This window comes from Bacillus sp. MRMR6 (assembly GCF_001940785.1).
Taxonomy (GTDB): Bacteria; Bacillota; Bacilli; order Bacillales; family Cytobacillaceae; genus Neobacillus.
In genome coordinates this window covers 1-21,967 of record NZ_MSLS01000008.1, presented here as the reverse complement: position 1 = coordinate 21,967, position 21,967 = coordinate 1, and the positions used below count along the sequence as shown (strand labels likewise).

Here is a 21,967-nt window from a genome sequence, read left to right as displayed (position 1 = left end):
CTTTTTCTCTTAGTTTGCTGCCGTTCTTTTCTGTTCATTCCCCTTATTCGCTTTAAAGGAACTTTTAATGGTAAGGTAAAGATTCATTTCATTCACTAATTGAAGCAGTGCGGCACGCACTTCAAATTCTTCTCTTGTTTTTGGGAGCTCCATTTCCTCAAATTGTTTGTTCATCGCATTCAATTTTTCAAGATAAACCGTGGCAGTATTTCCAAAATGAATATTCCTTGATAGTTCTTCTAGAAAATCTGCAATCATTTTACCCTGGTCCACAGTTTTTGTTATAGAAGTTACAATCGGCAACACCCGTTCAATAATTTCAAACTGGTTTTCCCTCATTTTAAAATAACGGAAGTAGACATTTTCCTCTCTTAAAAAGTGATTCTCTATATCTTGAAATGCGAGTGATTTTGCCTCATCCAGCAGCCTTGCCGTATCAGTAATCTCATTACCAGACCAGTCACTTTCTCCATTCCTTAAATAATAGATCATCTCGGAAAAGATAATTTTAAAATTACCTTCGATTCTCCTTTGATAATCTATTAACTTTTTATCGACACTAGGCATATATAAATTGATTAACAAAGCGACACCGATCCCAATTGTAATAACACCAACTTCATTCATGAAGAGCCCTCTTGAGATTTCCTTCGCCATATAAATATGTAAAATAATTACACTACTTGTTACCACCCCATCCTTTGCTTGTAGCATAACGACAGTAGGGATAAAGACAAGGAGCATCAGCCCAATTACAAGAGGATGATAAGCTATCCCTTCAAAAAAGATAGCGGAAAAAGGCATGACTAATATACAAGCTAAAAAACGATCCCAGGCAGTTCTTAAGGACCGTCTCTTTGTGACCTGTATGCATAATATCGTTAAAATCCCGGCTGATGCAAAGTTGTCTAATCCAAGCTTTTGCGCAATTAAGATAGAAATCGCTGTTCCTAATGCTGTTTTTATCGTTCGGTATCCAATTCGAAATTTCATAGTAATCTCCCTTAGAAAAAATAAAAAGATGATCATTATGACCATCTTTAGCTTATCCTTATTAGAGCATTTTTAGCAAGAGACATCAGACCATAAGACATTTGATTCGAAAACATTCTAATTTTCTCCAAAATCACAAGACTTTTTCTAGAAAGTCCTTAGCCCTACTAGTTTGAGGATTATTAAAAAAGTCACTAGGAGTCCCTTCCTCTAATAATATCCCTTCATCTAGGAACATAATTCGATTAGATACTTCCCGAGCAAATCCCATTTCGTGTGTAACAATCGCCATGGTCATTCCTGAATGAGCAAGGTCTTTGATAACATTCAAAACTTCCTTGACCATTTCTGGGTCTAAAGCAGAAGTAGGCTCATCAAATAACATTAGCTTTGGTTCCATAGCAAGAGCACGAGCAATAGCAACCCGCTGTTTCTGTCCACCTGATAGATTATTTGGATATGCAGCCTCTTTTTCAGATAAGCCAACTCTAGCCAACAATTCCCGAGCTTTGTTTTCAGCAAGTTCTCGGGGTACCCCTTTGACTTTCATCGGTGCGTATGTTAGGTTTTCCAAAACCGTCATATGTGGAAATAGATAAAAGTGCTGAAATACCATTCCAATCTGTTCACGAATCTTCATAATATTTGTTCTTTTATCCGTAATCTCTTGATTATTAATCCAAACTTTTCCTTGTGTAGGTTCCTCTAGCAAATTTAAGCAGCGGAGGAAAGTCGACTTACCTGATCCAGAGGGCCCGATAATAGAGACTACTTCACCACTCTCAATACTCGTAGAGATATTTTTTAATACTTCTGTCTTACCAAATTGTTTATGGAGTTTTTCTACTTTAATCACTATATTTCATCCTCCTTTCAACAACTTTACCCATCAACGTAAGAACCATAACCAATATCCAATAAATGAACCCAACAAAAATTAACGGTTCAAAATTACGGTAGGTATCGGCGCCAACAACCTGAGCACGACGCATCAAATCTAAATAGCCAATGGTTGATACAATAGCAGATTCTTTTGTTAAAGTGATAAATTCATTCATTAATGCAGGTAAAATATTTTTTAATGCTTGTGGCAGAATAAGGTCTTTCATCATCAAACTATATGGGATTCCAAGTGCTTGGGCCGCTTCTGTTTGACCCTTGTCAACTGCCTGGATACCTGCTCTAATAATCTCTGAAACATACGCCGATGAATTCAATCCAAAAGCAAGAATAGCTGATAAAAAGGGAGAGATATCATAACCAGTTAATTGTGGTACAGCAAAATATATAAGCATTAACTGTAAAATTAACGGAGTACCTCGAAAAATGGATGTATATGCGTCTGCAAACCAGTTTAAACTTTTTATTCGGGATATTTTTAATAAAGCTAATATCGTTCCTAAGATAAACCCAAAAATAATAGATATAATAACAAATTTTAATGTAACCCATATTCCTTCCAAGATAAAAGGAATATAAGGCACAATTTGGCTAAAATCCAAATTCATGCCTTACACCTCATTTCAATATTTTCTTTACAATTTCTACACGCTACGCAATTAGTTCATTTGCATTTTTACTCTTCTTTTAACCACTTATCTTTCAATTCTTGGAGTTTTCCATTTTCCTCCATCTGTTTAAGAGCGTTATTTACTTTTTCAACAAGGTCACTTCCCTTTGGGAAAGCAACTGCCATTCCAGGTGAACTAGTTGTTGGATCATCGAAACCTGCTAAATCCTGTTCTTTAATATATCCAGTGGCCACAGATTTATCTAAATATGCAACGTCAATACGATTTGACAATAGTTCTTGTATTAGAGTGGTTGCATTATCTAATGGCTTTATTTCAAAATCAACAGTTTCTTGAAGCTTCTTTGCTCCTTCTTCCTGAATGGTTCCTAACTGTACTCCAACTGTTTTACCTTTTAGGTCATCAATTGTTTTAATTGTCGAGTCCTTAAGAGTGATAAACATTTCACCTGAGTGATTATAGGCAGTAGAAAAATCAACATTTTTTTGGCGCTTCTCTGTAGCCGACATCCCAGCAAGGACCATATCTACACGTTTTGCCTGTAATGCCCCAATTAGTCCATCAAACTTCATGTCTTTAATTTCAAGTTCATAACCTAATTCCCCAGCAATTGCATTTGCTAAATCTATATCGAATCCAATTATTTCACCTGATTGGTCTCTTGATTCAAAAGGAGCAAAATCAGCAGATGTCGCCATTGTTAAAACGCTTTTTTCTGTTTTGTTCCCTCCGTCTTGTGCACCATCATTGTTACTTTGACCGCATGCAGCCATGATGAGTAAAGTAAAAATGATTGAACATGATACGAATATGTTTTTCATGGTGTTTCCTCCAGTAAGATATAGTTTTAATGATTTGTTTTTTTATTCAGCAGAATGCATATTAACACACGGATTTATTTTTGAAAAGATATTATATTAATATAAATATATTCTGAATATTTAGTGTCTTTTAATTTATATAATGTTATTTCGGAAATATAAAAGTGCCCCTTATGAAAAGTGACACTTGTCYAATTTATTTTATTATTTTACATTCTGTCGGAACTCATTCTTCATCTTTTCAAATTCTTCTTTATTCGTAATTAAATCATATCCGGTTGCAGCCAATGCTAATGCACCTTTTGATAGGATTTTATGGGAATTATCTGTTATTGTTAAGTTCGCAAAATCCCTAGTGTGTGCAATTAGTCCGGGGGAGTCAAGACCTATATACGGATGAATCGCAGGAACCACATGACTTACATTCCCCATATCAATAGAACCATATGAATCCTTCGCTTTTTTAACCTCCTTAACACCGGTTGTTAAGAGATTTCTTGTAAACAAATTTGATAACGTTTGGTTTGTAACCATATCATCATAGCTTAACTCGTATTTATCAATATGGACCTCTGCTCCAGTCATTAATGCGGCACCTTTTGCAATATTTTTCACTTTATAGACAACCTCGTTTAGATAGCCGCGGTCTTTTGCCCGTACATAAAACTGAGCTACTGCTTTATCTGGGACAATATTAGCAGCAACGCCACCTTCTTTAATAATCCCATGAATTCGAACATCGGATGTAACATGCTGCCTAAGTGCACTGATGCCATTAAATAGTTGGATTACGGCATCCAAGGCATTAATCCCCTTTTCAGGAGAAGCAGCAGCATGACTCGTTCTACCCCGGAAATCAAATTGAATGGCATCCATTGCTAATGAATCTCCACTTTCATAGGATTCATCTGCCGGGTGAAGAATCATTGCTGCATCAATATCCTGAAAGATTCCCTGTTCTGCCATAGGGACTTTTGCACCATTTGTTTCTTCAGCAGGTGTTCCTAAAACAACTACTCGGCCACCAATTTCATCAATGACTTTACTTAAAAGCACTCCAGCACCCGCGCTCATTGTTCCAATTAAATTATGCCCACAACCATGTCCTATCTGTGGCAAGGCATCATATTCCGACAAATATGCGATTGTCGGTCCAGCCTTTTTACTATCGTAGACAGCTTTAAAAGCTGTTTGTCTGCCAACAATTCCTTTTTCAACAGTAAAATTATGTTCCTCAAGAAACCCTACCAATTTTTCCATTGATTTGAATTCTTCATCACCCAATTCTGGATGGTGATAGATGGAATCACTTATCTCCCAGAGACTTCTTTGAATTGAATCTAAATATTCTTTTAAATGTTCTTTCATAATTTATCTATTCCTCCTATTAATATAATTTAATAAATATACATGATATTAAGGATATCAACAATGCACTTTTGAATTTTAAATATAATCCTTAAATAATATTTTCATAAAAAAAAGGCTATTTCCACTAGGAAAATAACCATTTTCTTATTATCATTTTTAAATTTCTTCGCAATGTTCTTCAAATTCTTTTTGCAGTCTAGCTACAACGGTTGCTGGATCATAGCCTTCGATTTGATGACGCTCGACCATTGAAATGATCTCACCGTCTTTCAGTAACGCAAACGAAGGTGAAGAAGGCGGATATCCAGTAAAATAACTTCTAGCTTTTTCAGTTGCCTCTTTATCCTGTCCCGCAAATACTGTTACCAGATGGTCAGGGCGCTTATCATAGTGAAGAGCATGTGCAGCTGCTGGACGTGCAATCCCGCCTGCACAGCCGCACACAGAATTAATCATAACCAACGTAGTACCCTTTTGTTCAAGGACCTGTCCTACCTCTTCGGGTGTTTTTAATTCTTGATAACCAGCCGCTACGATTTCTTGTCGTGCCTGTTTAACTACATCATTCATAAAAAAGTTGAAATCCATGCTCATAACAATCACTCCTACTTATGTGTATATACTACATGATAACAGTAAAAATATAGATTTATCAAATAAATAGAGAAAGGTTTGTGACATTAGAAAAACTTGGCATTCGCCAAGTCCTTCAGACGAGTGCTTTTTGTTTTTCTAATTCGTTAGGAAGGTATAAATTTTTTCAAATTTATATAGTTAGCTTAAAACAGTTGCCCAAATAACAGCTGTTATTTTTCACGAGATAAAAATGCCTGAAATAAAAGATCAACTACTGAAGCAGCTGTTTTTTCACCTGCCATTACTTCATTCTCGAACCGGGGCAGCATCCTTTTTACAGTAGGATGATGAAAAAAACTATAGTGTAGTTGGTCAGTAATCAGCGAATAGATCCAATCTCTCTGCTGTCCATTCCTTCGTTCGTCTAACACACCAGAACTTTTCCCTTTATTTCCAAATTCTCGAATAACATCCCATACTTCTTCTATCCCCTCCATCGTTAAGGAAGAGCACGTATATGCTTTTGACTCCCAGCCTTTTGTAGCAGGCTGAAGAAAGTGGAGAATTCGATTATATTCTTGTCTCGTCTGCTCTGCTTTTGATTTATTAGCTCCATCTGCTTTATGAACCAGGATCGCATCAGCCAGCTCCATAATTCCCTTCTTCATCCCTTGAAGCTCATCGCCAGCTCCAGTTAAGACTAGCAGCATAAAAAAATCAACCATATCCCGAATGATCACTTCACTTTGTCCTACTCCAACGGTTTCGATTAAAATCACATCAAACCCCGCAGCTTCACAAATCAGCATCGCTTCCCTCGTTTTTCGATGGACTCCGCCTAGCTTTCCAGCCGTTGGAGAGGGGCGGATAAATGCCCTGGGATTTCTCGATAATTGTTCCATCCGTGTTTTATCACCAAGTATACTGCCGCCGCTTAGGCTTGAGCTAGGGTCAATCGCGAGTACGGCAACACGAAGATTTAGAGAACAGAGATAAGTTCCAAATGCTTCAATAAATGTACTTTTACCAGCACCGGGCACTCCGGTTATACCAATCCGAATCGAATTTCCACTATGGGGCAGTAGCTTCTTCAAAAGCTCCTGTGCCTTATGAAAATGCTGCTCGGCATTACTTTCAATCAGTGTGATGGCACGGGCAAGCAGGCCTCTGTTCCCTGACAATACCCCATTAAATAATTCTTCTACAGAAGGCTCATTTGACTTACGTTTTTGAAACCGAATGTTTTTTTCTGTGAACGCAGCCTGGCCATCCTGTTCCTTCCCTTTTCTGATTATACTTGAGAATTTGTCTGGTTCATTTGGGTCGTTCCATTCCGGTTTCATTTCCGTAACCATTTAATTTGCCACTTCCTCGTACCCTAGTTGTTTATATATTTCCTTAATTACCTTTTGAGCAGCAACCGGAATAATCGTCCCCGGACCAAAAATAGCCGCTGCTCCATGATCATATAAAAACTGATAATCTTGTGCGGGTATTACCCCTCCTGCCACAACTAAAATATCATCACGGCCTAGATTTTTTAATTCTTCAATGAGTTGCGGAAGTAATGTTTTATGGCCAGCAGCAAGCGAGCTCATTCCAATTACATGAACATCATTTTCCACCGCCTGCATCGCAGTTTCTTCAGGAGTTTGAAATAACGGACCGATATCAACATCAAACCCAAGATCTGCAAAAGCGGTTGCAATCACCTTTGCTCCTCTGTCATGACCATCCTGTCCCATCTTAGCAACAAGAATTCGCGGCCTTCTGCCTTCATTTTCAAGGAATTCATCTGTCATCTTTTTCACTTCAAGGATTTCCTCTTCATTTGAAAAAGATGTGCTGTAAACACCACTAATTGAGCGAATAACTGCTTTATGCCTGCTGGCAACTTTTTCAATTCTCTCAGAAATTTCACCTAATGTTGCTCGTACTCGGGCTGCCTGTACTGCGAGTTCTAACAGATTACTTTCACCCGTTTCAGCAGCTTTCGTTAAGKCTATTAAAGCGGTTTCAACTTTTTCTTCATTTCGTGCTGCTTTTAAGCTATTTAACTTTTCGATTTGTTTTAGTCGAACTGCGGAATTATCAATATCCAAGATATCAATCGCTTCCTCCTTTTCTAGACGATAGCGGTTGACACCAATAATTGTTTCTTTTCCAGAATCAATCTGAGCCTGCCTTCTTGCAGCAGCTTCTTCAATTCTCATCTTTGGAAGACCCGTTTCAATCGCTTTGGCCATTCCACCAAGCTTTTCTATTTCCTCGATATGCGTCCAAGCTCTCTCTACTAACTCATCTGTCAGTTTTTCAACATAGTAGGAACCAGCCCATGGATCAATTACATTCGTAATTCCCGTTTCTTCCTGTAAAAACAACTGCGTATTTCGTGCAATTCTAGCAGAGAAGTCGGTCGGCAGTGCAATGGCCTCATCTAATGCATTGGTGTGAAGTGACTGCGTGTGTCCCATTGCAGCAGCATGGGCTTCTAGTAAGGTTCGGATCACATTATTAAAGGGGTCTTGCTCCGTTAAACTCCAGCCAGAAGTTTGCGAGTGTGTCCTTAAGGCCATTGATTTTTCATTTTTTGGGTCAAACGATTTCATCATTTTCGCCCAGATCAACCGTGCAGCCCGCATTTTAGCGACTTCCATAAAATAATTCATACCGATTGCCCAAAAAAAGGATAAACGCGGTGCAAATTTATCTATATCAATTCCCGCTTTCAGGCCAGTTCTTACGTACTCTAATCCATCTGCAAGTGTATAAGCAAGTTCTAGATCAGCAGGTGCTCCGGCTTCCTGCATATGATAACCTGAAATACTGATACTGTTAAACTTCGGCATATATTTGGAGGTGTACTCGAAGATATCAGCAATAATTTTCATCGACATTTCTGGTGGATAAATATAAGTATTACGCACCATATATTCTTTTAAGATATCATTTTGAATCGTTCCAGACAGCTTTTCCTGACTGACACCCTGTTCTTCTGCTGTGACGATGAAAAAGGCCAATATCGGTAAAACAGCCCCATTCATTGTCATCGAAACAGACATCTGATCTAACGGAATTCCATCAAAAAGAGTCTTCATATCAAGAACAGAATCAATGGCAACACCCGCTTTACCGACATCACCGACGACTCGAGGATGATCAGAGTCATACCCTCTATGTGTAGGTAAATCGAATGCAACAGATAAGCCTTTTTGGCCCATCGCTAAGTTTCGGCGGTAAAAAGCGTTACTTTCCTCAGCCGTTGAAAATCCAGCATATTGTCTCACCGTCCATGGACGATTCACATACATGGTCGGATATGGTCCACGCGTATATGGCGGCAGCCCCGGAAGATCATCTAAATGTTCTATTCCTTCACGGTCTTCCTTTCTATAAAGTGGTTTCAACTTTATTTGCTCATTGGTTTCAAAAAATAAATCATCAATCGTGCAATCTATTTCTTGTTCAACTTTTTCCTGCCATTGTTCCTTTGTGATGAAGTCTTCGTCCTTAAATAATGCGATACTTTGAAAATCAGGCTTTTGTAACTTCATTGACCGCCACCTCCATTTCCTTAAGGATTGTAGATAGGATTTCATAACAGTTACTTTTTATATGGATAAACTGAGCAATTCCTTCATTTTTCCATTGTGTTTGGAGATCTTTTTCTGGCAATCCGGCCAAATAAAAGGTTATTTCAGGAAAAGCAGAATGAAGTGATGTCAGAATTTCATGTCCGATTGTTTCGTATTGTTCATTGCTCCCACATAGACAAAAGTGTTTTGTCTCTGCATCTGAAATAAATTGTTCTGCCGTTTCATACGATAAGCTTGGTCCGCTCTCAACTGCTTTTATACCGCCAGCTGAGAGGAAGCCTCTCATGAAATCAAGCCTCGGTTTATATTGCTTAAGTTCTCCTAAACAGATCATCCCTACCTGCGGTTTTGACCCAAGTTTTTCTTCAAGCTTTTTACTCATATTTCTTAAGTTTTCATAGGGTTCAGATAATCTTGTTTTCTCGATTTTTGTAATTTCGATGATTGCACCTTCGCTATTAAAATATTGATCTGTTGTTCCCACTTTAGGTGCTATAACAACTTCATCTAAATTGGCATAAACATTGGAACCAATAATACTTTGTTTCCTAGTAAAGATATCCTGTTTACGATTTTCATTGACTGCTTTAATCTCGTTTTGTAATGAACCTGTTTTTAAAACTTCGAGAATACCTCCATTTGCTTCTATCTTCTTGAAGAAATCCCATGCTTTTTCAGCAAGTTCAGAAGTTAAGGACTCAACGTACCAGGAACCACCTGCCGGGTCTACGACCTTTTGCAGATGTGCTTCTGCCTGTAAAATATTCTGTGTGTTACGTGCAATCCGTTCACCTAATTGGGAATCACCAGTAAATTGATCAAAAGGAGTTACATGTAAGTATTGAACTCCCCCTATTACAGCAGCAAATGCTTCATTACCAGCTCTTAGTATATTCACATGCGGGTCATGAACAGTTTTTGTAAACGGCGATGTTTCAGCAGCAATAATCATCCCCCGAACAGTTTCCTTTGCACCATATGCCTCGGTAATTTTATTCCAGAGGATACGTGCTGCACGAAGCTTTGCCAATTCCATAAAGAAGTGGCTGCCTATTGAAAAGTTAAAAACCATTTTTGATAGAATGTCTTCAAGTGACAGACCACTTTCATTTAGTTGCTGAAGGTAAAACACTCCTGCTGCCGCTGCAATCCCCAGTTCCTGAACTGCATTTGCTCCACCCTGATGATAGATCGATGTATCTACTAAAACAGTACGCAAGTTAGCTATTTTATTATGGACCAAGCTAATCTCCTCAGTCCAACTAGCTAGAAATTCATCAGAAATTACACCTTCTTCAACGAACATTGAAATAGGGTCACTAGCGATATAACCTGTCACTTTATCGCCTTGATCTAGTTCCTTAGTCAACCTGATTAATTCTTTTAAAATTGGGATTTGCAGATTTTTTGCATTAAGAGCAAAGGGATGTTTTTCAGGTAAGCTGCCTAATAGTATTTGAAGTGTATCCTGATCAGCTAATAAACCTTCAGTCACTTCAAAGGATAGGGCTGTTTGCCCTTTTTCAAGTGCATTGATTAGCTTTTCCTTGAGCTCAGCTGGAGAGTTCGCAGCAATTTGCTGTGCCACCCTCCACCTATTTGTTACATAGCCTAGAGGATATATACCTCTTCTAAAATCTGAGCCTCCCGGATAATTAGGTACCGATTGCTCGTCTTGACTTAAATAAAGCGGTTTCAAAGTAATATTTTCATATGTATTACTTTTTAGTACTTCCATTGTTTTCCCTTTTAAAGTGGACTCTGCTTTTTCGATCCAATTCTCTTGGGTGAAGGAAGAAAAGGTTTGATTTTTTAACTCTTCCAAACTCATATGCAACCCCCTGACTCAAAGTTTAAAAAACACAATTTTCAAACAAATGTTATTACACTCTATTTTAGGATAGATTTAGCTTTCAAGCAAACAAAAATAACCGCCGCCGGATTGGCAGCAGTTATCTGAGCAATTTAATATATGGATGTAGTTGTCTTTGATGTATTTTCTAGGATTTCTTTTACACGTTGTAAGAATCGGCCGCAAACAAGACCATCTAATACTCTATGATCAAGAGACATACAAAGATTAACGATATCCCTTACAGCAATCATTCCATTGTTCATTACAACAGGACGCTTAACAATTGACTCCACCTGAAGAATTGCAGCTTGCGGATAGTTGATGATGCCCATGGACTGAACCGAACCAAAGGATCCTGTATTATTAACGGTAAACGTTCCACCCTGCATATCCTCGGAGCGTAATTTACCTGTTCTAACTTTAACAGCCAGCTCTGAAATTTCACGGGCAATTCCCTTAATTGTTTTTTCATCAGCCTGTTTAATTACAGGTACATATAATGCATCAGCCGTTGCGACTGCAATCGAGATATTGATGTCTTTCTTTTGAATAATTTTATCTCCTGCCCACATTGAATTAACTTGTGGGAACTCCTTTAAGGCCTGTGCTACCGCTTTGACGAAGAATGCGAAGAAGGTTAAGTTAAATCCTTCTTTTTTCTTGAATTCATCTTTTAGGGAGTTACGGTACTCAACTAGGTTGGTTGCATCGACTTCAATCATCGTCCAAGCATGCGGAGCTTCGTGCTTGCTGCGAAGCATATTCGCTGCAATTGCTTTTCGAATACCTGTGACAGGTATCTCGATATCACCTACACCAAGAGGAATATTAGGTGCTGTTACTTGTACGGCTTGTTTTGGAGCAGGTGGATTTGAAACTGATTCTTCCGTTGATACGGGTTGGACTACTTCTGCCTTTGTACCTGCAGATGGGATATTGCCAGATTCCACCAATTCCAACAAATCTTTTCTCGTAATTCGTCCGCCGGCTCCCGTACCTGTCACCTGGGTTAAGTCAATTCCATGTTCCTGAGAAATTTTTAAAACAGCTGGAGAATAACGGGCTTTATTAGGTTGAGCTATTTGAGTAACAGCAGCTGGTTCCGCTGCTTCTGTTTTAGTTTCATTGCCTTTAACTTCTTCGATTGGGCTGCCTTCTATTTCAATGGTACAGATGATTTCACCGACTCCAAGAGTCTCTCCATCTTCGGCAACTAGTTCCTTAATTATTCCAGAGAAGGAAGATGGAACTTCCGCATTTACTTTATCTGTCATAACTTCAGCCAGGGGATCATATTTATTCACTTTATCGCCTACAGAAACAAGCCACTTTGAGATTGTTCCTTCGGTTACACTTTCCCCTAATTGAGGCATTTTAATTTGTTCGATAACCAAGATTCCAACCTCCTATTAGTATTCTGCTAATTCACGCATTGCTTTTTCCACTTTATCTGGATTGACCATAAAGTACTTCTCCATCGTTGGTGCATAAGGCATTGCCGGAACATCCGGTCCAGCAAGGCGCTTAATTGGAGCATCTAATTCAAATAAACAGTGTTCAGCAATGATAGCAGATACTTCACTGATGATACTGCCTTCTTTATTATCTTCTGTAATGAGCAATACTTTGCCTGTTTTTGATGCCGCCTCGATAATCGCTTCCTTATCTAAAGGATACACTGTTCTTAAATCTAAAATATGTGCTGAAATACCATCACGGGCTAATTTTTCTGCAGCTTGAAGGGCAAAATGAACACATAGACCATAAGTAATAACGGTAATGTCTTCACCTACACGCTTCACATCGGCTTTACCGATTGGCAATGTATAATCTTCTGTTGGAACTTCTCCTTTAATTAAACGATAAGCACGTTTATGTTCAAAGAAAAGCACAGGATCGTTGTCACGAATGGCTGCTTTCAGCAACCCCTTCACGTCATATGGTGTAGAGGGCATCACAATTTTCAAACCAGGCTGGTTAGCAAACACTGCTTCAACCGATTGAGAATGATATAGTGCCCCGTGAACTCCTCCGCCGTAAGGAGCACGAATAACAATTGGACAGTTCCAGTCATTATTAGAGCGATAGCGAATTTTAGCAGCTTCAGAAATAATTTGGTTAACTGCTGGCATGATAAAATCTGCAAATTGCATTTCAGCAATCGGACGCATTCCATACATTGCCGCACCAATTCCAACCCCTGCAATGGCAGATTCAGCAAGTGGCGTGTCGATTACACGTTCCTCACCAAATTGTTCATAGAGCCCTTGTGTAGCTTTAAATACACCGCCTTTAACTCCCACATCTTCACCAAGAACAAATACTTTTGAGTCTCTTTCCATTTCTTCACGAATAGCCATTGTAACCGCATCAATATAAGAAATTACAGCCATGTTACATCCCCCTCTTACTCGTCCGCATATACGTATTTCAGCGCTTCTTCGGCTGCTGCATACGGTGCATTTTCAGCATAATCAGTGGCTTCATTCACTTGCTTCATTACGCGGTCATTTATTTCTTTTTCCAACTCATCATTTAGTACACCGGTTTCTTTTAAATATGCTCCAAATGTAATAATTGGATCTTTTGTTTTTGCCTTTGCCACTTCATCTGGTGCTCGGTATGAACGGTCATCGTCATCAGATGAGTGAGGTGTCAGACGATACGAAATGGTCTCGATTAACGAAGGGCCTGCACCGCTTCGCCCACGGTCTGCTGCTTCCTTCACAACCTTATACACTTCTAGTGGGTCATTTCCATCGACAGTGAATCCCGGCATTCCATAACCAATTGCACGATCTGAAACCTTTTCACAGGCCAATTGTTTTTCAATTGGAACAGAAATTGCGTACTTATTATTTTCACACATGAAGATAACTGGGAGCTTATGAACACCTGCAAAGTTTGCACCCTCATGAAAATCCCCCTGGTTAGAAGAACCTTCTCCAAATGTTACAAAGGTTACTAAGTCTTTTCTTTCCATTTTTCCAGCAAGGGCTACTCCAACAGCATGTGGGACCTGGGTTGTTACCGGAGATGAACCCGTAACAATGCGATTCTTCTTCTGACCAAAGTGACCAGGCATCTGTCTGCCGCCAGAATTCGGATCTTCAGCCTTGGCAAATCCAGAAAGCATTAATTCTATCGGGGTCATGCCAAAGGTTAACACAACGCCCATATCTCTGTAGTAAGGTAAAACATAATCTTTATCCTGGTCAAGTGCAAAGGCAGCTCCCACTTGGGCAGCTTCTTGACCTTGACATGAAATAACAAATGGAATTTTTCCAGCTCGATTTAAAAGCCACATCCGCTCATCAATCCTGCGGGCTAATAGCATTGTTTCATACATTTCAAGTACCATTTCATCACTTAATCCTAATACATGGTGACGATTTTCAACCATATTATATACCTCCCGTTGTTCGCATCCCCAATGACAAATTACCTATGAATGGATGGCCTTTCCATCAACTGCAAGTGCTGCCTCACCAATCGCTTCTGAAAGGGTAGGATGTGGATGGATTGTGTGACCGATTTCCCAGGGCGTTGCGTCTAATACCATCGCCAAACCTGCTTCAGATATCATATCCGTTACATGAGGACCAATCATATGCACCCCTAGAATATCATTGGTCTCTTTATCAGCCACTATTTTCACAAAACCATCAGATTCTCCGTATACGAGGGCTTTTCCAATCGCTCTAAAAGAGAATTTACCCACTTTTACTTTATGACCTTTCTCCTTCGCCTGTTCCTCGGTAATCCCAACACTTGAAACTTCAGGATTACTATAAATACATCTCGAAACAAGCTCGTATTTCAAGGATGATGGAACGTTTCCCGCAATATGTTCAACAGCGATAATCCCCTCATGTGAAGCAACATGGGCTAATTGGAGTCCCCCGATGACATCGCCAATAGCATAGATATGAGATTCTTTTGTTTGATAATATTCATTGGTGGAGATATATCCCTTTTCAACCTGAATATCCGTATTCTCCAACCCTATGCCTTCCACATTTGCCTGCCGTCCTACTGAAACTAAAAGTTGTTCGGCTTTAAATTCCTTAACTCCCGCTTTGACCTCTGCAGAAATGGTAACACCATTATCTCTTATCAATGATTCAGGAAGTACTTTCGCATTGGTTACGATTTTTATTCCCTTTTTCTTCATTAGACGCTGCATTTCTTTCGATACTTCCTTATCCTCTGTTGGGATAATCCGGTCAGCGTACTCAATAACCGTTACCTCTACACCGAAATCAGAGAGCATAGATGCCCATTCTATTCCGATTACACCTCCGCCAACAATGATGATGGAATTAGGAAGCGTTTCGAGTTCTAAAGCCTCATCGGAGGTAATGACTAGCTCACCATCAATTGCAAGACCTGAAAGTGTTCTTGGGCGTGAACCAGTTGCTACAATCACATTCTTTGGTAAAAGCATCTCATTTTCTTCGCCATTATTCATTTCAACTGAGATTGTACCTGCCGTTGGTGAAAAAATCGAAGGACCTAATATTCTCCCCAACCCTTCAAATACATCAATCTTTCCTTGACTCATCAAATGCTGTACACCTTTATGAAGCTGCGCAATAATTTTACTCTTTCTTTCTTGTACCTTTCCAAAATCCAGCGAAACTTCACCTGTAACTATCCCGAACTCCTCACTGTGCTTTGTTGTCGAGTATACTTCAGCACTTCTAAGTAGCGCCTTACTAGGAATACATCCTTTATGAAGACAGGTTCCGCCAAGCTTCCCTTTTTCAACTATTGCTGTTTTAAGCCCCAGCTGTGCAGCACGGATTGCAGCAACATAACCACCCGTACCGCCGCCAAGGATAACTAAATCGTATTCTTGTGCCACTTTTATCCCCCCAATTATATTTTTGCAGTCTTAAAAGTACCGGGATATTCTTTTGCTTCCTCTTCTCCTCTTAAAACCCTTAAAGCACCTTCAGCAAGTGCTTGAAGCTCATTTTCACCAGGCTGAACAATTACATCTGCAATCCAGTTGATCCGATCCGTGATCGCTTTCACAAACCCTTTCCCGTATGCAAGTCCTCCCGTTAAAACGATTGCATCTACTTTCCCTGTTAATACAGCACTGGCAGCACCAATCTCTTTTGCAACCTGATAGGCCATAGCATCATAGACAATTTTGGCTTTATCATCGCCGTTCTTTATCATTTTTTCAACTTGAACTGCATCATTGGTGCCAAGATACCCTACTAGTCCTCCTTGGCCCACAAGCTTTTTCATCACTTCGTCACGGTAATACTGTCCAGAGTAACAAAGAGCCACTAAATCTCCTGCTGGTACGGTTCCTGCTCGTTCAGGACTAAAAGGGCCGTCACCATGAAGACCATTGTTTACATCGATTACTTTTCCCTGTTTGTGAACTCCAACCGTGATGCCACCGCCCATATGGGTGACGATTAAATTTAATTCCGTATACTTTTTTCCTAACTCTTTAGCCACTCTTCTTGCGACAGCCTTTTGGTTTAGTGCATGAAAAATACTTTTTCTTTCAATTAGAGCAAAACCAGATATTCTCGCAATTGGCTCTAGTTCATCAACCACAACTGGATCAACAATGAAGGAAGGAATATTAAGTCCCGATGCAATTTCATAGGCGATAATACCGCCTAAATTGGATGCATGCTGCCCGGAAAAGCCGGCACGTAAATCAGAGATCATGGTTTCATTAACTTCATATGTACCGCCTTCGATTGGACGAAGTAAGCCGCCTCGTCCGCAAACAGCATTTAATTTAGAAATATTAATTCCTTCATTATCCAATGTTTCCAAAATGGTACTTTTTCTAAATTCATACTGGTCAATAATATTTGCAAATGAATTAATTATTTCACTATCATGGCGAATGTTTTTTTCTAAAATAGATCTGTCATTATCGAAAACTCCTATCTTAGTAGAAGTGGAGCCAGGGTTGATGATGAGCATTCGATATACATTTTCAGGCAAGGTCTTTACCTCCAATATGGTTAATACAAACTCACATTAAACAAAGACGCTGAATATCCATTCAGCGCTTTGCTTAATTTGCAAAAGTAATTCTTTAGTCACTTATCTCCGACTTAATATGTGATGTCCATTCTGCAAAAATTGGCTTCTAGAATTACGCATTCTTTCAATTCGTTCTTCTGCCATACGATCAGCTGCTACATATGTTGGAATACCGTCACGCTTAGAAATTTCAATTACCTTTTCAATATTAGAATAAATGGTTTCTACTTTTTTCATCGCACGGTCACGGTTGTAACCATACAGTTCATCCGCGACATTAATTACGCCCCCAGCATTGATAACATAATCAGGCGCATAAACGATGCCCATTTCATGAATTAAATCTCCATGCCGAGTATCCTTCAACTGATTATTTGCAGCACCAGCTATAACTTTTGCCTTAAGTTGAGGTATGGTGTCATCATTAATTGTTGCACCAAGAGCACACGGAGCATATATATCACAATTAACACTGTAGATTTCATTTGGTTCTACCGCACGCGCACCGAATTCTTCAACTGCACGAAGCACAGCTTCTTTATTAATATCAGTTACGATTAACTGTGCCCCTTCTTCGTGTAAGTGACGGCAAAGATTATACGCCACATTTCCAACGCCTTGAATCGCAATAACTTTACCTTCAAGTGAATCTGAACCAAACGCTGCCTTTGCTGCTGCCTTCATTCCTCGGTATACACCATAAGCTGTTACAGGAGAAGGATTTCCTGAGGAACCGAAAGCAGGTGAGATACCAGTTACATAGTCAGTTTCTTCATGAATCATGTCCATATCAGCCACAGTTGTACCAACATCTTCAGCTGTTATATATCTGCCATTTAGGCCCTGAATATAACGGCCAAAAGCTCGGAAAAGTTCTTCAGATTTATCTTTTCTAGGATCACCAATAATGACTGTCTTGCCGCCGCCGAGATTTAAGCCTGCCGCCGCATTTTTATAAGTCATCCCCTTTGCTAATCTTAACGCATCTTCAATCGCTGCTTCTTCAGATTCATATGTCCACATACGAGTACCGCCTAATGCTGGTCCTAACGTTGTATCATGTATAGCAATAATTGCTTTTAATCCAGATTGTTTATCTTGGCAAAAGACGACCTGCTCATAATCATATTTTTCTAAGTACTTGAAAATCTCCATAACAAAATTCCTCCTCTAGTATAAATATCTATTTGGTTACAGAACAAACGGCCAGCGCAAGGGAATATAGCTTGCTTTCTGCCGTATCCGCCCTTGACGTTAGTACAATCGGTGCCTTTGCACCTGCTATAACAGCCCCGACCTTAGCTTTTGCAAAATACATCAATGATTTATATAGGACATTTCCAACCTCAATAGTTGGGACTAACAAAATATCCGCTCTACCGGCAACGTCACTAGTAATTCCTTTATGATTAGCAGCTAGTAAGGAAACAGCGTTATCTAACCCTAGCGGGCCATCTACGATACATCCAGTTATTTGTCCTCTTTGATTCATAGATGTTAAAGCAGCGGCATCTAGTGTTGCCTGCATAGCAGGATTAACTACTTCTACTGCCGCGATCGGTGCGACTCTGGGAACCTCAATTCCAATTGACCTAGCAACAGCAGCTGAGTTTTTTATGATTTGTGCCTTTTGTTCCACATCTGGGGCAATATTCATGGCTGCATCTGTCACAAGGATAAAACGGTCATATTCAGGAACCTCAAAAACAGCCACATGTGATAAAACATTACCCGTACGCAGGCCATAGTCCTTGTTTAACACCGCTTTTAAGAGAATATTAGTAGGGATATTCCCCTTCATTAATACAGTTGCCTCATTACTAGAAACGGCTTTTACCGCTTGCTCTGCGGCCATTTCCTTTGTGTCAGCTTGAACAATCTCAATCCTTTTACTATTGGTATAGTCAAGTCGGTGAGCTTTAATGATGGTGTTAATTTTTTCTTTCTCACCATATAAAATGAAATTTGCGAGTTGACGCTCTACCGCCTCTAATACCGCTTCTATTACTTCATGATCCTCGGCAGCAGCAACGGCAACAGTATAATTGTTACGTTGGGCTGCTTTGTCTATGAGTGATTCAAGCAACAAGTTTTCATCAACCCCTATCTCTACACTCCGTTAAGTTTAGATGCAAGATTCGTGCCAAACTGATTAGCTGTGAAACCGCTTCACTCCAGTTTACCGATACTGCAATTTTTTGCAAATTATGCAACTTATTGCATGCCATTTTTTTCAAACTTGTATTTATCAAGCTTATAGTACAGATTTCTAACCGATAAACCCAGTGTCTTTGCGGTCAATGTTTTGTTCCCATTCAATCTAGTTAATGTATTCTGGATAATTTCGGCTTCATATTCTTCTAATAAATCCGAAAGCCTTCTCTCTTGGTATGTATCTTCACTTGCAAAAGCTAATGGTGTTTCCCGGTCCGTTTTTTTATTCCTAAGCTCTGGCAAATGCTCCACACATATTAGATTCTCATAATTACTCATAAAAATCATCGCCCTGCCTAGGACATTTTCCAGTTCTCTTACGTTCCCCGGCCAATCATATCCCATTAGTTGGGACATTGCTGATTGGGATACCCCTTCAACATTTCGCCCGTAATCACGATTTATTTTTTGTATCAGTCTCTCACTTAATAAAGGAATCTCTTCTCGCCGCTTTCTTAATGGTGGTATTTGGATCGGCATACGATTCAAACGATAGTATAAGTCTTCCCTAAAAGTACCTTTTGCAATTCCCTTTTCTAGGTTTACATTGGTGGCGGCAATAATTCTAACATTGATATTTAGCGGCTTTGTTCCTCCAACACGAATAATCTCATTTTCCTGCAATACTCTAAGTAATTTCGCTTGTGTATTTGCCGACAGTTCACCGATTTCATCTAAAAATATGCTCCCGTTATTAGCTTCCTCAAAAAGCCCCCGCTTCCCGCCCTGCCTAGCACCTGAAAACGCTCCTTCCTCATAGCCGAATAACTCGCTTTCTAGAAGCGAATCGGCTATTGCAGCACAGTTCACACGAACAAACTTGTTATACTTTCGGTCACTCGCATTATGTATAGCGTGAGCAAATAACTCTTTACCTGTTCCTGATTCACCTCTAAGTAAAACCGTAGCAGGTGTTTTGGCACCAAGCCTAGCTTGTTCAATAGCCAACATCATTTCTTCTGATTGGCCAATGATATCCTCAAAGGTGTATTTCGCTTCTAATGTGCGAATGATTTGTCTTGCTCGATTTAACTCCCTATTAAGCATTTTAATTTCGGACATATCATGAATAACGCCAACACTGCCCTTTAATTTACCCTTTACAATAATCGGAGCAACATTAACAATTACCTCACGCTTATTAGGGCCGACCCTCATAGCAACACCGCGGACTGCCCGCCTTGTCTGAAGGACCTTCATATGCATACTTTCACCCTCAGATATATCCGCAGTTGCAGGCTGGCCAATTACTTGTTCTTTTGTAAGTCCAGTGATGCGGGTGTATGCAGGATTAATTAGAATACCTCTCCCATGCTCATCGACGACAGAAATGGCATCATCACTAGAATGGATAATAGCCTGCAGCATGGTTTGGATTTCTTTCAAATCCGTGATTTCTTCTGCAAGGTTAACAGCCTCTGTTATATCTTTAAAAACAGCAAAGGCGCCAATTAACGTCCCATTCTCTTCAATTATTGGAATTCGTGTTGTGATGATTTTTTTCCCATTGCCTAGAACCATCTCTTGATTCGTTTCCATTCGTCTTGTTTCCAAAAGGTGGGGCAGACGGCTTTTAGGAATTATCTCCATGATGTTTCGCCCAATCACCCGATCCTTTTTGACACCGATCATCTCTTCAGCTCTGCGATTAAATAAAATAATCATTCCATTAGCATCAATACCGACCATTCCATCATGGGTGGCATTAAAGATTAATTCCTGTTGATAGGATTCGTTTTGATGTTTATTAAGTAATTCCTCTTTTTCCTCTAGAAGGGTAGAAAGTAAAAATGCAACACTGCCCGGTATTAAAACCGTCTTTTTAGTTTTTGCATCTCGAAGTTGTTGAAAGACTTCTACATTGCCGGTAACCTCAATAATGATATCAATATTTTCCCCTATGAAGTGCTTCCAATCTGTTCCTGTTCTAATTCCCTCTTGCTCTGCTAGAATCATGCCAGGCGCATTCAAATCCCTGTCAATAACCGCAAACACATTCAACACTTCTGTTTCCCTTAGGATTTTTAGGATAGCGGTACCACCTTTTCCTGCACCAACAACCATGACATTTTGCATCTTTTCGCCCCTTCTTTTAATCGGTCTTCTGTAATTCTAAACCAGAAAATTATTTCAGACCTACTAATCGATAATATGCAATTTTTTTCATTTATTATTTTATCGCTAATATCTTTCCTTGACAATTTTTATCTATATACTAATATTTTTCATGAGGTAATTTTTTTTCTATTAAATAATTGGAAGGATCTACTTTATGAAGCGAATTATTGCTCTAACTATTTTAGTGATCCCAGGTGTATTGGCTGGATACGGGATTAAATTAATGCGTGACATGACTTTTGGGATTCTGCAACCGCCCATCCCTCTGTTAGGGCTGCAATTTATTATCGGAATGGTCTTATTTATTGGCGGACTAGGGTTTGTAGCAGGATTTATTTTCCACCGCGACCGGAAACAAAATAAAGTCCAAAATCGTTTTAAAAAAAAATAGGCTCTTTTCTAAAAGATTGTTGCTCTTATTAAAATTGAAAGAGCAGAGTGGATTGGAGAGAAAGGTGCTTGACTCCTCGAAAATGAAAACCACATTTTCTTCGTGCGATGTTTCGCTGCCGTAGCCTTCCTTGTCCTGCGGGATGTAGAGGAAAAGTCGAGACCCCACAGACGCGAAGCGAGGGCACTGAAAAAGTCCTTTGTTTTGAGGCAGTTGAAGGTTGATTTTATCAACCCTTCAACTGCTTTTTATTTTATAATTAAGGTAACAAGACTTTAAAGGTGGTACCGAAATGATTTCCTTTCAAGATTCATTTAATCTTAGCCCATATATAGGAATTTATGATCTCATTGTTCCAAAAGATAATATGCTTCGCCAAATTAAAAAACTAGTCGACTTTTCATTCATAATTGAAGAATTAAAAGATAAATATTGTCTGGATAACGGTCGCAATGCCGTGCCACCAATTCGAA

19 protein-coding genes are annotated in these 21,967 nt (G+C 39.4%); 2 read left to right on the top strand and 17 right to left on the bottom strand.

The annotated features are described in order from the left end of the window. Positions 1-9 precede the first annotated feature (9 nt). From BTR25_RS10010 to BTR25_RS09930, 17 genes are all read right to left on the bottom strand, one after another. Positions 10-993: an aromatic acid exporter family protein gene (locus BTR25_RS10010; protein WP_075687936.1), complete on the bottom strand. Its 984-nt coding sequence runs from the start codon at positions 991-993 to the stop codon at positions 10-12. Between the two features lie 133 nt (positions 994-1,126). Beyond that, a complete protein-coding gene (locus BTR25_RS10005; RefSeq protein WP_075687935.1) occupies positions 1,127-1,849 on the bottom strand; it encodes an amino acid ABC transporter ATP-binding protein in 723 nt (240 codons plus the stop codon). Next, positions 1,842-2,501 carry an amino acid ABC transporter permease gene (locus tag BTR25_RS10000; RefSeq protein ID WP_075687934.1) on the bottom strand — a complete coding sequence of 220 codons (660 nt, stop codon included), beginning with the start codon at positions 2,499-2,501 and terminating at the stop codon, positions 1,842-1,844. Before BTR25_RS10000 ends, BTR25_RS10005 begins: the two co-directional genes overlap by 8 nt. A 68-nt stretch (positions 2,502-2,569) precedes the next feature. Further along, positions 2,570-3,346, bottom strand: coding sequence for a basic amino acid ABC transporter substrate-binding protein (locus tag BTR25_RS09995; RefSeq protein WP_075687933.1), 777 nt, complete (start codon positions 3,344-3,346; stop codon positions 2,570-2,572). A gap of 204 nt (positions 3,347-3,550) precedes the next feature. Next, positions 3,551-4,714, bottom strand: coding sequence for a M20 family metallopeptidase (locus BTR25_RS09990; protein WP_075687932.1), 1,164 nt, complete (start codon positions 4,712-4,714; stop codon positions 3,551-3,553). A gap of 159 nt (positions 4,715-4,873) precedes the next feature. Then, the gene (locus BTR25_RS09985) at positions 4,874-5,311 is read right to left on the bottom strand and encodes a BrxA/BrxB family bacilliredoxin (RefSeq protein WP_075687931.1); all 438 of its coding nucleotides are present in this window, start codon (positions 5,309-5,311) and stop codon (positions 4,874-4,876) included. Between the two features lie 212 nt (positions 5,312-5,523). Then, complete coding sequence (gene meaB, locus BTR25_RS09980; protein ID WP_075687930.1) at positions 5,524-6,648, bottom strand: methylmalonyl Co-A mutase-associated GTPase MeaB; 1,125 nt, start codon at positions 6,646-6,648, stop codon at positions 5,524-5,526. Further along, positions 6,649-8,847, bottom strand: a complete 2,199-nt coding sequence (gene scpA, locus BTR25_RS09975; RefSeq protein ID WP_075687929.1) for a methylmalonyl-CoA mutase — start codon at positions 8,845-8,847, stop codon at positions 6,649-6,651. It lies immediately after the preceding gene. Next, entirely contained in the window at positions 8,828-10,720 is a 1,893-nt protein-coding gene (locus tag BTR25_RS09970) for a methylmalonyl-CoA mutase subunit beta (RefSeq protein ID WP_075687928.1), read from the bottom strand. The genes scpA and BTR25_RS09970 overlap by 20 nt, the downstream gene beginning before the upstream one ends. A gap of 134 nt (positions 10,721-10,854) precedes the next feature. After that, positions 10,855-12,138 carry a dihydrolipoamide acetyltransferase family protein gene (locus tag BTR25_RS09965; RefSeq protein ID WP_075687927.1) on the bottom strand — a complete coding sequence of 428 codons (1,284 nt, stop codon included), beginning with the start codon at positions 12,136-12,138 and terminating at the stop codon, positions 10,855-10,857. Between the two features lie 15 nt (positions 12,139-12,153). Beyond that, a complete protein-coding gene (locus BTR25_RS09960; protein ID WP_075687926.1) occupies positions 12,154-13,137 on the bottom strand; it encodes an alpha-ketoacid dehydrogenase subunit beta in 984 nt (327 codons plus the stop codon). Positions 13,138-13,151: 14 nt separating this feature from the next. Continuing rightward, positions 13,152-14,147, bottom strand: a complete 996-nt coding sequence (locus BTR25_RS09955; protein ID WP_075687925.1) for a thiamine pyrophosphate-dependent dehydrogenase E1 component subunit alpha — start codon at positions 14,145-14,147, stop codon at positions 13,152-13,154. A 42-nt stretch (positions 14,148-14,189) separates the two neighbouring features. Next, positions 14,190-15,611, bottom strand: coding sequence for a dihydrolipoyl dehydrogenase (gene lpdA, locus BTR25_RS09950; protein ID WP_075687924.1), 1,422 nt, complete (start codon positions 15,609-15,611; stop codon positions 14,190-14,192). A gap of 14 nt (positions 15,612-15,625) precedes the next feature. Beyond that, positions 15,626-16,708 carry a butyrate kinase gene (gene buk / locus BTR25_RS09945; RefSeq protein WP_483295251.1) on the bottom strand — a complete coding sequence of 361 codons (1,083 nt, stop codon included), beginning with the start codon at positions 16,706-16,708 and terminating at the stop codon, positions 15,626-15,628. A 123-nt stretch (positions 16,709-16,831) separates the two neighbouring features. Continuing rightward, on the bottom strand, positions 16,832-17,926 hold the full coding sequence (gene bcd, locus BTR25_RS09940) for a branched-chain amino acid dehydrogenase (protein ID WP_075687922.1): 1,095 nt from the start codon (positions 17,924-17,926) through the stop codon (positions 16,832-16,834). 28 nt (positions 17,927-17,954) lie between these two features. Beyond that, positions 17,955-18,860, bottom strand: a complete 906-nt coding sequence (yqiS, locus tag BTR25_RS09935) for a phosphate butyryltransferase (protein WP_075687921.1) — start codon at positions 18,858-18,860, stop codon at positions 17,955-17,957. A 125-nt stretch (positions 18,861-18,985) separates the two neighbouring features. Beyond that, positions 18,986-21,061 carry a sigma-54 interaction domain-containing protein gene (locus BTR25_RS09930; RefSeq protein WP_075687920.1) on the bottom strand — a complete coding sequence of 692 codons (2,076 nt, stop codon included), beginning with the start codon at positions 21,059-21,061 and terminating at the stop codon, positions 18,986-18,988. Positions 21,062-21,257: 196 nt separating this feature from the next. On the opposite strand from BTR25_RS09930, the gene BTR25_RS09925 reads away from it, so the two are divergent. Continuing rightward, on the top strand, positions 21,258-21,494 hold the full coding sequence (locus BTR25_RS09925) for a DUF2627 domain-containing protein (RefSeq protein WP_075687919.1): 237 nt from the start codon (positions 21,258-21,260) through the stop codon (positions 21,492-21,494). A gap of 292 nt (positions 21,495-21,786) precedes the next feature. Continuing rightward, a partial coding sequence (locus BTR25_RS09920) for a transposase (RefSeq protein ID WP_483295249.1) occupies positions 21,787-21,967 on the top strand: 181 nt, incomplete at its 3' end.